This is a genomic window from Pseudalkalibacillus berkeleyi (assembly GCF_021608225.1).
Lineage (GTDB): Bacteria > Bacillota > Bacilli > Bacillales > Fictibacillaceae > Pseudalkalibacillus > Pseudalkalibacillus berkeleyi.
In genome coordinates, this window is sequence record NZ_JAKIJS010000001.1 from 2,210,805 (window position 1) to 2,225,878 (window position 15,074).

The 15,074-nt window shown below is 39.8% G+C and carries 15 protein-coding genes; 3 read left to right on the top strand and 12 right to left on the bottom strand.

Annotated elements, in window-relative coordinates:
• Nucleotides 1-149 precede the first annotated feature (149 nt).
• The 6 genes from L2716_RS11615 to L2716_RS11640 all read right to left on the bottom strand — a co-directional run bounded on the left by L2716_RS11615 (nt 150) and on the right by L2716_RS11640 (nt 5,056).
• Nucleotides 150-986: an SDR family NAD(P)-dependent oxidoreductase gene (locus tag L2716_RS11615; protein ID WP_236334783.1), complete on the bottom strand. Its 837-nt coding sequence runs from the start codon at nt 984-986 to the stop codon at nt 150-152.
• Nucleotides 987-996: 10 nt separating this feature from the next.
• A complete protein-coding gene (locus L2716_RS11620) occupies nt 997-1,356 on the bottom strand; it encodes a MaoC family dehydratase (RefSeq protein WP_236334785.1) in 360 nt (119 codons plus the stop codon).
• Nucleotides 1,353-1,790: an FAS1-like dehydratase domain-containing protein gene (locus L2716_RS11625; protein ID WP_236334787.1), complete on the bottom strand. Its 438-nt coding sequence runs from the start codon at nt 1,788-1,790 to the stop codon at nt 1,353-1,355. The genes L2716_RS11620 and L2716_RS11625 overlap by 4 nt, the downstream gene beginning before the upstream one ends.
• Nucleotides 1,791-1,800: 10 nt before the next feature.
• Nucleotides 1,801-2,946, bottom strand: coding sequence for a thiolase family protein (locus L2716_RS11630; protein ID WP_236334789.1), 1,146 nt, complete (start codon nt 2,944-2,946; stop codon nt 1,801-1,803).
• Nucleotides 2,939-4,408 (bottom strand): AMP-binding protein, encoded by a 1,470-nt coding sequence (locus tag L2716_RS11635; protein ID WP_236334791.1) that lies wholly within the window; start codon nt 4,406-4,408, stop codon nt 2,939-2,941. The genes L2716_RS11630 and L2716_RS11635 overlap by 8 nt, the downstream gene beginning before the upstream one ends.
• 81 nt (nt 4,409-4,489) lie before the next feature.
• Entirely contained in the window at nt 4,490-5,056 is a 567-nt protein-coding gene (locus tag L2716_RS11640) for a biotin transporter BioY (protein WP_236334793.1), read from the bottom strand.
• 117 nt (nt 5,057-5,173) lie between these two features.
• Here L2716_RS11640 and L2716_RS11645 point away from each other — a divergent pair, with 117 nt between their 5' ends.
• Complete coding sequence (locus L2716_RS11645) at nt 5,174-5,785, top strand: DNA-3-methyladenine glycosylase (protein WP_236334795.1); 612 nt, start codon at nt 5,174-5,176, stop codon at nt 5,783-5,785.
• A gap of 90 nt (nt 5,786-5,875) precedes the next feature.
• Here L2716_RS11645 and L2716_RS11650 read toward each other — a convergent pair whose 3' ends face one another.
• Nucleotides 5,876-6,550 (bottom strand): hypothetical protein, encoded by a 675-nt coding sequence (locus L2716_RS11650; RefSeq protein ID WP_236334797.1) that lies wholly within the window; start codon nt 6,548-6,550, stop codon nt 5,876-5,878.
• A 181-nt stretch (nt 6,551-6,731) separates the two neighbouring features.
• Between L2716_RS11650 and L2716_RS11655 the strand changes: the two genes are divergently transcribed.
• Nucleotides 6,732-6,929, top strand: coding sequence for a hypothetical protein (locus L2716_RS11655; protein ID WP_236334799.1), 198 nt, complete (start codon nt 6,732-6,734; stop codon nt 6,927-6,929).
• Nucleotides 6,930-7,431: 502 nt separating this feature from the next.
• On the opposite strand, the gene L2716_RS11660 is transcribed toward L2716_RS11655, so the two are convergent.
• The 3 genes from L2716_RS11660 to L2716_RS11670 form a co-directional block, all read right to left on the bottom strand.
• The gene (locus L2716_RS11660; RefSeq protein WP_236334801.1) at nt 7,432-8,154 is read right to left on the bottom strand and encodes a GDSL-type esterase/lipase family protein; all 723 of its coding nucleotides are present in this window, start codon (nt 8,152-8,154) and stop codon (nt 7,432-7,434) included.
• Nucleotides 8,155-8,211: 57 nt separating this feature from the next.
• Nucleotides 8,212-8,367, bottom strand: a complete 156-nt coding sequence (locus tag L2716_RS11665) for a hypothetical protein (protein WP_236334803.1) — start codon at nt 8,365-8,367, stop codon at nt 8,212-8,214.
• An 84-nt stretch (nt 8,368-8,451) separates the two neighbouring features.
• Nucleotides 8,452-11,388, bottom strand: a complete 2,937-nt coding sequence (locus tag L2716_RS11670; protein WP_236334805.1) for an EAL domain-containing protein — start codon at nt 11,386-11,388, stop codon at nt 8,452-8,454.
• A 177-nt stretch (nt 11,389-11,565) separates the two neighbouring features.
• Here L2716_RS11670 and L2716_RS11675 point away from each other — a divergent pair, with 177 nt between their 5' ends.
• A complete protein-coding gene (locus L2716_RS11675; protein ID WP_408005306.1) occupies nt 11,566-12,147 on the top strand; it encodes a superoxide dismutase family protein in 582 nt (193 codons plus the stop codon).
• Nucleotides 12,148-12,274: 127 nt separating this feature from the next.
• Here L2716_RS11675 and menC read toward each other — a convergent pair whose 3' ends face one another.
• Together menC and L2716_RS11685 are read right to left on the bottom strand one after the other, a co-directional pair.
• Complete coding sequence (gene menC, locus L2716_RS11680; protein ID WP_236334808.1) at nt 12,275-13,381, bottom strand: o-succinylbenzoate synthase; 1,107 nt, start codon at nt 13,379-13,381, stop codon at nt 12,275-12,277.
• Entirely contained in the window at nt 13,378-14,856 is a 1,479-nt protein-coding gene (locus L2716_RS11685; RefSeq protein WP_236334810.1) for an o-succinylbenzoate--CoA ligase, read from the bottom strand. The genes menC and L2716_RS11685 overlap by 4 nt, the downstream gene beginning before the upstream one ends.
• Nucleotides 14,857-15,074 lie beyond the last annotated feature (218 nt).

Sequence of the window (15,074 nt, forward strand, 5' to 3'; positions counted from 1 at the left end):
GATTCTCGCCTGATTTCCGAGAAAAAATTTTCTGAAATTTTAATCAGTCATCAATAAACATTATTTTCCAATAACAATTATTCGACAAATCACGACTTGATTTTTCATTTATTATGCACCTTATTTGACTTCCAGTGATACATTGCCTATTACTTCTTGCTTCTTATTTGTAAAAACGATTCATGAATTGACCGATCCTTAGTATCGTCCGAATCATGTAAAGGTTCATGGACGGGTGGATGCCATTTTCCAATTTTCTCTCCGTTTACTGAATATATCGATCCAGTTTCTGGTTTTTCTTGTAATAAAGCCAGTAACAACATTCCTACATCGTCAGGTGAACCCATTTGCCATTCCTTTGGAAGTGGTATTCCCTTCTCATCTGCTTTTTTTTGGAGCATATGAATAACTGGTCTTGTCATATCGGTTTCGGCCACTGGCGCAATGGCGTAAACAGATATTCCGAACCGGTTCAGTTCTTTAGACAACGTGTACGTCATACCGTTGATCCCAGATTTCGCTGCACTATAGTTTAACTGACCAGGCAGTCCTTCCATTCCCGATTTAGATGTCATATTGACAATTGTACCTTCTATTTCTAATTCTCTCATTGCTAGTACAGCATATTTTGTACAGGCAAATGTACCTCTGAGATGGGTTTCAATCACTTGATCCCACTCTTGCTCCTCCATTTTATAAGAAATTCTATCTTGAACGACCCCTGCATTATTGACGAGCACATCAATACGACCAAACGTTTTGATCGTTTCATCGATGATACGTTTGCATCCTTTTTCATTATCTACAGACTCACATACACCATATATTCGGTTATGAATCGTCTTTAATTCATCTACAGTTGCTGCAACCCGTTCCTTATTTCGACCATTGATGACCACCGACGCGCCTTCTTCAGCTAAGTATTTAGCCATACTGAGCCCTATTCCTTTCGTTGATCCTGTTATGACGACCACCTTATTATTCATTTCCTCACCTCTACTGCTCTGTTAATGTTATTTTCCCTTTCAATACAATCGAGCCATCTAAACTACATAAAGTAAGATGATGGTCCTGTTCTTCTGTTCTCACCATTTTCAACTCGTATTGCCTTTGCACATATACTGGTGTTTGAAAGCGTACTGTAAATGAATTGGTCCAGCATTTCTTTCCTGTTATTTCACTAGCATAACTACCGACTTTGGCCATGACTAACATGCCATGGACAGGACAGGTTTCAAAACCCATTTTCTTCGCTTCATCAGCAGAAGTATGAATAGGATTATCATCACCACTTACATTTACATAATCCAAAATGTCTTCCTCAGAAAATGTGAGCTGTTTCGTTACATGTTTCATCGGCCTTCACCTGTTTTTTCCTTAAACATCGCTTTCGTTGTACACGTAAAAAAAGGCTTCCAACTGTCTTCATCATAGCCATTTAATTCATGCTCCACCCAAATGACAGTACCTAGCTTTCCATCTTTCTCTTCAACCTTTACTAACTGAATATCTCCATAATAAGTCGTCTCAGTTAAAATCGGCTTGTCATACTGAAATGACTGTTCTCCGTGGACGAGCGGACCTACACCATCTAACCAAGGCATTTCAACTTCTTGCCAATATTTAATCGGAAATGTTGGAGGAACGATGAATTGCGTAGTATCGTTATCGATTTGTTGCAACGGCCATTCGCCGACAACTTTTGCGAATTGAAGGGCTTCTTCATTTTTGACATGGATGATAAACTTTTCCGTTTTACGTCCTACTTCTAGCTGTCTCAACAAGTCCATTTCATCACTCCTATAATTGTCGCTCCAAAAGTGTAGCTAACCCTAAACCGCCACCGATTCCTAGAGTAACGAGTCCCGTATTCGCTTGTGAATGTTTCATTTCGTGGAACAAACGTGTCATTAGAATAGCGCCTGATGCGCCGTATGGATGTCCAAGCGCAATAGCCCCGCCCCCTATATTCAGCTTTTCTTCAGGGATTGCTAACGATCGTATAGATGCAAGTACTTGTGACGCGAATGCTTCGTTGAATTCAACTAAATCAATGTCTTTAATACGCAACTGCTGTTTTTCCAAAAGTTTTCTCACTGCAGGGATCGGACCAATTCCTAAAAGATTTGGATCGACACCAGCCGAACAAGCATCAACGAAGCGGATCTGAGGTTTTAACCCGAACTCTAAACACTTTTTCCTTGAAGCAAGAAGAACAACAGATGCCCCGTCATTAATTGGACATGCATTACCTGCCGTAACCGTTCCTCCTTCTACAAACGCAGGGTTTAGACGGTTTAATTTTTCCAAGGAGGTATTTTCTCTTGGACACTCGTCTTGATCGATCCCCTGTATAGGAACGATTTCAGCATCAAAGCGGCCGCTTTTTTGAGATTCAATCGCTTTTTGATGACTTTTTAGCGCAAATCGATCTTGGTCTACTCTACTTATTTGATAAGCTTCAGCTACATTTTCAGCTGCTACGCCCATCTCTGGATCACCTATGTTATCAGGGGAAAAACGTGCTCGACTAAACAGCTTTGGACCAGATAAAGCATGCAAACTGCTAGGCTTCTCCATTTTCCATGGGGCAAGACTTGTACTTTCTACCCCACCAGCTATGATAAGATCTGCTCCACCTGATTGTATCGTCCTTGCACCAATATGAATGGCTTCTAGACCAGAACCGCACTGCCTGTCTACCGTTACACCTGGGACTTCAACCGGAAAACCTGCGATTAAACTAGATAGCCTCGCTAAGTTACCACCTGGACCTACAACGTTTCCGAGTATGACTTCATCCACTTGATCAGCTGGGATTTCTACTCCTTCTATCATCGACTTCATTAATTCTGCTGCTAATTGCTCTGGGGGAATATCTTTAAGTATGCCCCCGATTCTTCCAACCGGGGTTCGTTTAGCCTCTACAATAAACACATCATTCATCTTTCATTCCCCCACTCATATATTGATCAATCAATTTCTTGCGAGCAATTTTTTCGCTGACGGTATACGGAAAATCTTTCACTGTGATGTAAGCTTTTGGCCATTTGTATTTTGCGAGACTTTTCGCACATGAATGTTCTAAAGATCTTACGTCATCTTCATTGCCTTTCCTCCATTTGATAAAAGCAACAACTTTCTCTCCCCAATATGTATCAGGTAGGCCGACTACCGCACACTCTTCAACTGAACGAACGGACTGAATCGTACGTTCAACTTCCTCAGGATAAATATTGAGTCCACCACTAATGATCATTTGGTTTGCTCGTCCTACTAAATAGACGAAACCATCTTCGTCTATTCGAGCAAGGTCACCTACTGTCACCCAACCATCTTTAATGACTTTTTCAGTTTCATTAGGTAGATTCCAATACTCTTTAAACACCATATCGCTTTTCACATAAAGTTTACCGATTTCACCTGGTTCCACTTCTTGAAAGTGCTGATCACGGATCGTTAAGGATACGCCAGCAAAGGGACGCCCTACGGAATCTGCTTTTTCCACAGCATAGGAATGGTGCAGAATCGATACAAAGCTCAATTCCGAAGCACCGTAAAACTCGATGCAATTCGCATTAACAAACATCTTTTCCACCTTCGCACGTCTTGAGTGATTCCACTTAGCCCCTGAAGAAATAATGCAATCAACTGCCTCCCACTGCTTAGCCTTTTCATTTAATAATGATTCAAGCATGGTAGGAACGACATACAAGAAGGTTCTCGCGGTATTCTGGACATTCCGAGCGACTTTTGCTGCAGAAAATTGCTCAATTAATCGGATTGTAGCTCCGCTAGCTAAAGCATGTATTGCACCATACAAAAATAGAGAATGAGCCAAAGAACCAGTGATGATCACTTCATCATCAGGGCGAACTTGATATTCAGCATCGGTGTTTTTAAAACTTTCTGTCCACGACCGTTGTGTTCGAACAAACCCCTTAGGTTTACCTGATGTCCCCGACGTATATCCTAAATAAAAGATTGACGCTGGATGCGGCTGTGGGAGCTGTATCTGATCATTTAAATCTATATCATCGGAGGAAGTGATCTGCTCCCCCTCCCAAATATCTATTAAAGTCTCATGATCAAAATCTGTAATAAGTAAGTCAGTTTCACTATCTGACAGTATTTCTTTTACTGCTGCACTAGGCACCTTCGGATCTATCGGCACCGCTTTCCAACCTATGGAGGAAGCAGCTAGAAAATAAATAATGAAGTCAACACGATTCATTGAAAAATAAAGTGCAATCGTACCCTTTTCAATCGGTACTTTTTGATAGATATGCTGTGCAGCGAGCGCGACCTTACGATTCAGTTGTCCATAGGTCCATGTCTTGTCAGACGTTGTAATGGCGATAGAATCAGGATGATTGTTCGCCTGTTTTTTTATATGGTCAAAAATCATGAACGTTACCTACCTTTTTTATTAAAAAGAAAGAGGCTGTCAACGAAGACGAACCTCTTTCTTTAGGGTATCATATGCAACTTATGCAGCAAGATTTTTCTTATTAGTTGTCAAAACTGGATTTCGTTTCTTCATTTTTACAACGACGAATGCTGCAATAATTGCCTTAACCATATCCCCAGGAATATAAGCAATTGCTGATAATGCTGCTGCTGGAAGGGATAGATCTAGGACAAATGCAGTCACTGGAATTCCAGCTGCGTACACGACAATGATTCCACCCAATATATTAAATAAAAGTACTTTCCAAAACTTAAGGTTCGCCCATGACTTTTCAACGAGATAACCGATGACTAATGCTGCAATCGGCCAGCTCAGTATATAACCTGCACTAGGACCTACCAGCTCATCAATGCCTCCACGCATTCCAGAAAGAACAGGTGCACCAGAAATAATTAATCCGATAAATACGAGTAAACTCAATCCACCGAGACGCGCTCCAAGTAATCCTCCGGCTAGCATTACACCCAATGTTTGTGCTGTAATAGGTACAGGTGATCCTGGCACGGGAATGGGTGGTACTAGACCTAGTGCCGCAACCACTGCCGCAAACATTGCTGCATATACGAGCGTGTATGTTTTCTTCATTTTCCTTCACTTCCTATTCTAGTTGTATACATTGTACATCCAAGACTATTATGAAATATGGAGTGAATTGTGTCAACTTAAAATTAACTAAGGTTAACAGAAGATAGGTGATTATATATGACGATTACAAAGGAATTTTTGGAACAACCAACTTTGGAGCTTGCTCGACAATTAATCGGTAAGGAATTGGTACACGAGACGACGCAAGGCACCTTATCAGGAAAAATCGTTGAGGTTGAAGCGTATAAAGGGCCAGAGGATAAAGCCGCCCACTCATACGGAGGTAGGAGAACCTCTCGCACAGAAATAATGTACAGTGCGCCTGGGCATGTGTATATGTTTTTAATCTATGGAATGCATCATTGCTTTAATATCGTTTCAGGTCCCATTGGAAAGCCTGAGGCCATTTTAATCCGGGCATTAGAACCAATCCAAGGGATTGAACTTATGCTTAAGAATCGATTTGGCATAAAAGAATCCTATCTAAGAAGTCAGTATCGAAATCTCACAAATGGACCTGGCAAGCTATGTAAAGCAATGCAGTTGAATATGGATCTATATGGACAAACACTCATGGATAATCATAGTGTGTCTATCAGGCACTCCCAATCTGTAGATGACTCTGATATCATACGTAGCCCTCGTATTAATATAGACTACGCAGAAGAGCATGCCGCTTTACCATATCGTTTTCATTTGAGAGATCATCCGCATGTTTCGAAAGCTTAAGTTATGATGAATTCAGATCCGATTGTTTAGCAAAAAACGAGCTTGACCTTCCAATATCATCTAAGACGACTTGGATTCGGTCAAACTCGATTAATGAGATGGATTTAGTTGTTTTAACTCTAGTTCTTCTTCTGTTTGAAGAGATTTTTCTTTCTGACTAGTTGAAATCAACCCTAACAATTGTGCAACCTTTTTCTTTCGATTTGAATATCGGAAAAGTGTAATAATGTACCAAAAGGCTATAATTGTCGTTGTTTTCAACACGGTTTCAAAATTAAATGTTAAATTTTCAAAGTCAATAACATTTAGTATGTGAGCTGCTGCAACACCGAGTAGAAAGGCAGCTACCCATACACCAGGGCGCAAATCACGATAACCCCTATGTAAGGTGTGAATGAAGGAAGATAACAATCTTAATTCAGTCTGATTATATTGATGCAGACGATTTTTTGTGAACTTAAGGTCGGGAATAATGCCATTTGACCGCTTATTGTCCGTCAAATGTTTAAACATTAATTCAAAATCTATAAAACTACTAAGGCTATTCTCGATTTTTCGATGCATGTAGTTATGATACATATACCAAAGATAAATTTTTTCTGAAAGACGGATGATTGCATATAAGAGTATTGTAACAAGTGCGAATTGCACCCAAAAATTTTCTAAGAAGAAATCGAAAAAGGCCCAAATTGCCATAACAAGCACTTTCAGCTTAGTGCCGAACAATGTTGCGACAAGTAATATGAGATCAGTTACTTTTTCCACAAGTATAGCCTCCTGTTTGTCTGTTGGTTTCATCATATCATTTTTCACTCCACTACATGACAAACATTTACAAAATCCTCAATTTTTTCTCTTTATTCTCCCCTCACATCACCCCCTATCTCCGCACCATAGCAGCGAATCTTATAGGTAAAATCAAGTTCTATTTGGAGGTTGGACATATATGAAAATCGTGTTTTTTGAGAAGGGCGATCTAATGATTATCGTAGGTTCTTCAAAACTTAAAGGAGAACTCACCATAGAGCAAATCAAAACTGAAAGTGAAAAGAAAGCAAAAGAACTTTCTCAACTACTTGGACGAGAAATTGGCTTCATGCTAGATATGAACGGAAAATTAGAAAACGATATGGCAATGAAGTAGTAGGAACCTGAAAAAGCTGGCTCCCAAAATCCACACAAAATGGATATGGGTCCAGCTTTTTTATTTGGGTTATGTTGACTTATGGGTGCTCCGTAGACCAATTACCTCGCTACCGAGCACTCATTCAACCTCTTTGAGTGCTCCGTAAACCAATTACCCCGCTACCGAGCACCCATTCAACCTCTTTGAGTGCTCCGTAGACCGATTACCTCGCTACCGAGCACTCATTCAACCTCTTTGGGTGCTCCGTAGACCAATTACCTCGCTACCGAGAACCCATTCAACATCTTTGGGTGCTCCGTAGACCAATTACCTCGCTACCGAGCACTCATTCAACCTCTTTGGGTGCTCCGCAAACCAATTACCTCGCTACCGAGCACTCATTCAACCTCTTTGGGTGCTCCGTAGAAATCGGTACCGCCACGTCCTTTGGATACACGGCGTAAAACCCGCATAGTGAAATTCAACTAGCGGGTTGAACCGAGCTATTATAAAACTGAGGTTAGTTCAACAAAGCATTTTTCTTCATTTCGTTGATAACCCGGTCTGAAAGTAAATCATATCCAGCAGGGTTTGGGTGAATAATGTCTTTGAAGTAACGTTGCTTCTCTTTCTTCAAATACAAATCAATTGTGGAAACATAATACGTATTTGGGAACTCCGCCACCATACCTTCTGTAACCTGATTCCAATTGTTTAGTATTTTATGGAGCTGGTCATGATTAACAAGGTCCGTATATGGATCATACATTCCAATCAGAAGTAAAGGTGCAAATTGGTTATCCTTACGAATTTGACCGACTAATTCGCTCAGATTTTCTTGGAAAATTCCCCTCTTCTCTTCCATCTCGGTTGGATTGACAGCATTCATATCCCGTCTAGCTGCTTGAATAAAATCATTCGTCCCAATAAACAGAAAGATATAATTAGCTTGACTAATCTTTTGTTTCGTTTCTATGTTTTGGATATGAACCATAATTTGGTCCGTACGGTAACCTCTAATGCCATAACGATTCAATATGACCTGACTGCCAATTTCATTTGACATTCTTGTTTGGACTCTACCAATATACCCTATCCGCTCTGGGTCACCACTCCCATATGTGAGTGAATCTCCTATCGCGACAACTTGTACAGCATCAGCATCGTTTATTTCTGATTCTGCAAAATGATCGTCAAGTACATTTATGCCAAAGATCATTAAGATGATAAACAATATTCTCATTGTGTATGTTAATATTTTATGCAACACGCGTATTCCTCAATTTCATGTTTTGTCTACTCAGAGGTGATAATCCTCTTTCTTCCTATCGAACTCTTCCCATAAATGATAGACATCATAATCCGTCGTGTCAATTCGGATAAAACGTTGCAGCAAACTACAAACACCAATCGTCATAAATGCAAATGCCATAAAGGTTAACAAAAAATACGCCATTACACTCCACCCTCTCTGATCCATTACTTTCATTTTATTGATCAGATTCAGTTGATAGAACAGCATGACGTATGATTTGACGATTTATAAAGTTGCTAAACGGTTACTTTTCAAGATTTCATCCAACATATCCGCTTCCATAGGACGATAGAAATGATAGCCTTGTACCTCATTACAATTTTGGCTTTCTAAAAATGCCAATTGTTCCCCAGTTTCAACGCCTTCAGCAACAACACGCATTTTCATACTATGACCAAGGTTGATGACTGCTTTTGCGATCGCTTCCTCATCTGGACTTTTCCCAATACCTCTTACAAAGGATTGATCAATTTTTAATGAATGGACATGAAATTTCTTTAAATAACTTAAAGAAGAATAACCTGTTCCAAAATCATCAATTGCGATGCGAATCCCCATTTTCTCGAGATCTTCTAGGCTTTGCACAATGCTTTCCTCATATTTCATTAGTGTGCTTTCCGTAATTTCAATCTCTAACCAACTGCCATCAATCTCTACATCCTGTAGTACTTTTCGGATAGAATTAGCTAGATTCCTTTGCAGAAATTGTCTTGCCGAGAAATTCACTGCCATACGAATCGGTGGATATCCCTTTTCCTGCCACTGTTTATTCTGCTTGCAAGCATTCTCTAGTACCCAATTATCAATTTTTACAATTAGACCCGTTTCTTCTGCCAAAGGAATAAATTGACCAGGTGAGATAATCCCCCATTGTGGATGATTCCATCTCACAAGGGCTTCAACCCCTATAATCTCATTCGCCGCAACATCAATACGTGGTTGATAATGCAGGATAAGCTCTTTATTTTCAATTGCCTTATGCAAATCATTTTCAAGAACCAAGCGTTCATAATTGTTAATGTTCATAGAAGGTCTGTAAAACTCATAAGCATTTCTACCTTTTTCCTTTGCTCTGTACATTGCCATATCGGAGTGAGCAAGTAATGATTCAACATCCTCACCATCATCAGGATACAATGCGACACCGATACTAAAGGAAATATGAAACTCATGGCCATCTATTATGATCGGCTCATCGAAAGATCGTGAAATCTTTTTGGCAATCTTCGTTAAATCAGAAATATGAATAACCTTTGGCACCAATACAGTGAATTCATCACCGCTCATTCGATAAACATGACCATTTTCCTGGATGACGGACTTAAGCTTTGAAGCAACAACAGAGAGTACACTGTCCCCGAATGCATGCCCTAAGGAATCATTAATGACTTTAAACCTGTCCATATCCAAAAATAAGACGCCTGCAATTAAATTTCTATTCTTGCAACGCATAATCAGTTGATCAAGGTCTTCTTGAAACTTCCTACGATTAGGAAGGTCTGTGAGAGAATCATGATAGGCCATATGCTTTATCGTTTCTTCGGTTTTCTTTCTTTTTGTAATATCACGGGCAACGACAACTACTTGTTTTACCTCTTCATTTGCGTCTAATACCGGCATGGCACGTGCTTCAATGACAACGTATTCACCATCAGCATTTCGATATTTACACTCTACGTCCTGTCTTTCCTTAGTGCGCACCAGCGTCTCGAAAGTTTCCAATACATTTTCTCGATCATCGTTATGCAGGTAAGTGCTAAAAGTATTTTCTAACTCTGGAAGTCTTCCAAAAATCTTTTGATATGCGGGAGATACATAGTTTACAATGCCTTTTGAGTCAAAGATCACGATCAAATCTGACATGTTTTCAGTCATGATTTTTAATCTTGTCTCACTTTCCCTCAATGCTTGTTTTGTCTGCTTTTGCTCTATTGCGAGGACCGCAATATCTGTATACATTTTAATTAACCGCTGGTCGGTTTTACTCGGTAAACGCGTTTTCAAACTATAAATTGTAACAATACCGAGAAGTTCATTCTTGGATGAGAGAATTGGCATGACCCAATATGAACCTATTGAATACTCAAAGAAAAAGTTATGGAGATGTAAACTTAAAGGATCATCTTCTATATTTGATACGACAACAGGCTTTTTCAACGCTGCTGCTCTACCACATCCGCTCACATCCTCACCTACATTCATTGTAGAAAGTTGAGGTGAATGGTTTTCACAAATGGACGGAGCCGCCGCAAGTTGTAACTCATTATTCTCTTGTGAGTATAGATGAATCGTACAAAATGTATGCTCAATATGGTCCTCTAAAGTCTTAGCTGTTACTTCTAATATTTCGTCTAACATAATATCAGTTGCAATCAACTCAAAAATGCGCTTCTGTCCCTTAAGCTGAGCCTCTGTTTCCTTCTGCTCCTGAACCTCATGGCTGACACAAACGATTTCTATTTCTTCATTTCTAGTTACCACATTCATCCGCTGTGACACCCAAAAAGATTGTTTATTCTTATGTACTAGCCTTATTTCTATACTTTGATCTGTTCCAGATTCTAACTGGGATATGAATGCTTTAAACTTCGATTGATCTCGAACATCTATCAGTCTGGTAAAAGGTTTCCCTATGAGTTCTTCATTCGTAAATCCTAATCGTGATGACCCAGTCTTATTAAAAGATAATAACGTACCTGCTTTGTTCAAAGTAAAGTACATGGCTGGCGTATTCTCGTATAAATATCTGTATCTTTCTTTACTTGATTGTAATTCACTTTCAATTCTTTTTTTATTTGTAATATTTCGGACCGCCGCAAGGATATGGGTACACTCATCCTTTTCATTCAATATCGGTGTAAGAATAGTCTCTCCGACCATTGACGCGCCCTTCACTTCTGTTTCAATTTCATAATGATGTGGTTCTTTTGTAAAATAAGCTGTTTCATATGCTTGTTGAATCTCGTTGAAGACATTTTCAGTTAAAACCTCCCGCATATTCTTTCCGAAGGCTGAAGCTGTCACCCCAGAATTCTTTAACGCGGAATCATTTGCAGTTACATATCGAAATTCCGGTCCTTGATCCACTTCCATTAAAAAGACCATATCTTTAAATCCATTGAAAATTGAGCGTAGTTGCTCTTCTTGTAATCGATTAAACATGACCCAGGTCCCCTATAAACTGAGATTTTACTCTTTTTATTCATTTTGTCATATATTCTATATCGGTTTAAATTGAAAATTTTCGAGTACATTAGATGGTTTTATGTAGTTAATTTTACATATTTATCCTAGATTTGCAAAAAATAAATCAAGAACTTCGAAAAGGAGATGGATGAATTGAATCATTGGTTCATGTGGAGTATTGCATCGTTTCTGATTCTTTCAGGACTGGCAGCTTGTGCTTATGAAAACCAGAGGAGTGCTAATGAAAACGATACGGTTCCTGTTAATATCAGTGATGCTTCGAATCAGAACTATAAACAAGTGGATCTTTACAATAATAGCAAAGAGAAGATTGGCCAGGCTCGTCTTGCCGAGACACCAAAAGGGGTTATGATTCAGATGAAGGTTTCAAACCTTTCTCCAGGTGTTCACGGTTATCATATTCACGAAACAGGTTCGTGTGAAGCACCTGATTTCAAATCTGCAGGCGAACATTATAATCCGCTTACTAAAGAACATGGATTTAATAACCCAAAAGGCTATCATGCTGGGGATTTACCAAATTTGAAAGTAGATGAGGATGGCATGGTCTCCTTTACCACGTATACGAAACACGTCACATTGGAAAAAGGAAAATCAAACACGCTTCTTGACGAAGATGGCAGTGCGCTTGTCATACACGAGAAAGCAGATGACTACAAATCCAACCCATCTGGTGAATCAGGGAAACGTGTAGCATGTGGTGTAATTCGATAAAGATAAAAAAGGAGGATGGACGAAGGTCCATCCTTTCATTATTGAGAGGGAGTTGAGGTGATATTGTGCTTTTCTAGATAAAAACGTGTTTTTCTAGATAATCCCTCTGTGATTGCAGCTCAGCACCTCAAAATCGCTTAATTTCTTCTGAATATCGCTCTAATGTTGATAAATCGACTTCATATCCGATCCCTGGGGCATCTGAAAGGGCAATTTGTCCATTTTTCACTTCAATTTCAGGTTTAATGATATCCTGATGCCAGTATTTAGAGGAAGAAGCAATATCTCCAGGATAAACAAACCCGTCTAGTGATGCTAAAGCGATATTATGCGCTTTTCCAATACCTGTCTCAATCATGCCACCTGCCCAAACATCTATCCCATTCATTTTACAAAAATCATGTATACGAATTGCCTCCGTATGACCTCCAACACGACTATGTTTTATTGCAATGATTCTAGCACTATTTAAGGCGACTGCCGTTTGAGCGGTTCCGAATGAAGTGATACTTTCATCAAGACAAATTGGCGTTGTGAGAGCCTGCTGTAATTTGGAGTGTTCTACAAAATCTTCTGAACCTAGAGGCTGCTCAATCATCATTAGATTGAACGCATCCATCTCTTTCAATCGCTCCAAATCAGAAAGATGATAACTTGAATTTGCATCCACCATAAGCGGTGCATTCGGGAACCTTGAACGAACTGCTGACAACATGTCCAAATCTTGGTTAGGCTTTACTTTCAGCTTAATCCGCTTATATCCAGTTTCCAATGCCTCTTCAATTCTGTTAAGGAGCGCATCGATATTTGTTTGCATTCCGATTGCTGTGCCGACCTCAATCGATTTTCTCGAACTGCCAAGCACTTCAAATAACGACTTCTGCACGGACTTTGCATATCCGTCCCATACCGCAGTTTCAATACTGGATTTTGCCATATGATGTCCTTTAAACCGTTTCATCGCAGTATGAATTTCGCGAGGATGGTCAAAATCTCCATGCCCGAGCAACTCTGGAATTAAGTAGGTCTCTAATGCATATTGACACGTTTGAGTCGTTTCTTCCGTGTACCAAGGCATATCAAAAGCTGAACACTCCCCCCAGCCAATCCATCCATCTGAAAATTCTACCGCAACGATCAACAGCTTCCGCTCAGAAACTGTATGTATGGCTGTCACAAAAGGCTGCTTTAGAGGGAGCTTAATTTTATAAAGCGTAACGCCCCTCACGTTCATTCTGACTCCCCCTCATTAAGGTACTTGATTAATTCTCTTCGTAAAATCTTATTGGACGCGTTCCTCGGTAGTTCGTCTATGAACTGAAACACTTTCGGAACTTTATAGCGGGCAAGGTGTGTTTCGCAGTAATCGATGAGCGATTTTTTGGTTATGTCTGTATGGTCTCGAAGGACGATGAAAGCTGCAGGTACCTTCCCCCACCTTTCATCGGCTACACCCGTTACACCAACCTCTGCCACAGCATCATGACCTGACAAACAGGCTTCTATTTCAGCTGGATAAACATTCTCACCACCAGATACAAACATGTCTTTCCGACGATCTAGCACATAAAGAAATCCTTCCTCGTCAAAATACCCGATATCTCCAGTAGAAAGCCATCCATCAATGATTTTTTCATCGTTCACTTGATCTTTTTTATAATATCCTTTTGTAACATTGGGTCCTTTGACGAAAATTTCTCCAGCGTCATCATTAGTTCGATCTTCTGTTGGAACAACTTTAACTTGTGATGGAAAGAGCGGTTTCCCTGCTGACCCTAATTTACGAAAGCTGTCCTCAGGAGCCAACGTAACAATTTGAGAAGCAGACTCACTTAAACCATAAGTTTGGAATACGGGTATTCCTTCCGTTTCACATCTTTTCAAAAGTGGATAAGGTGCAGGCCCCCCACCTAAAAGCATGCATCTGAACGAGGACGGAAACGGTTCATATGTGTCAGCATCCAATACCTTTGACAACATTACGCTGACAACAGATGCGATCGTTACTTTATCTTCATGTACAGATCGCACAAATTTTTCAGATTCAAATCCTCTATGTAAAACCATCGTAATGCCATAAATAACGCTTCGTATCAAAATGGATAATCCGCTCACATGAAACAGTGGAACCGCGCATAACCAACGATCATCTTCTCTTAATCCTAAATTAAGTGCTGATCCTGTTGCACTCCACCAGTGGTTTCCATAAGTCAGCATAACGCCTTTCGGATGCCCTGTTGTCCCGGAAGTGTATATGATGGAATGAAGGTCATCAAGGTGGATGGAATCCTCAAGCTCGAGATCTTTTTGTTCTTCACGATGTAAATCGTCTATATTGATGATTTCACCGAATTTCAACTGGTTTGAGATATTTTCATGAGTTTCGTCCACAATTAACAAATGGACATCTGCATCTCTCAACTGAAAATCAATTTCCTTTGGTGTTAACCGTTTGTTGAGCGGAACCATCACTACGTTTAAATAGTGGAGAGCATGAATAAGCATAACCGTATTAGGGTGATTATCCATTAGAAACCCGATATGTTGCCCTTTCTGAAAACCTTGAGCCGCTAATGTCCGAGCTAAAATTCTAACGGCATCATTCAGTTGTTCGTAAGTCCAAGTTTGATTCTCAAAAATGAGCGCTGTCCTCTTCGGGGTCAGGTACGCTCTTTGCTGAAGCCAGTTATTCATTTCGATTCCAGTCATCTATACCACTCCACTAAATCACTTAGTCAGGATTTTACTGCATAATAAATTGAAGCAATCTGAAGGCTATGTATTGTTGGTGAGGTAATAGCCCTTATTCACCAGTTATCTTCCTGATTTGATCAAGATATGCGGCGAATAGCTCTTTTTCAAGGAAAAGAATTATCTCAGATTAGAGAAAAAAGGAGATTTATAAGTAAGTCTCTACTTATAAACCT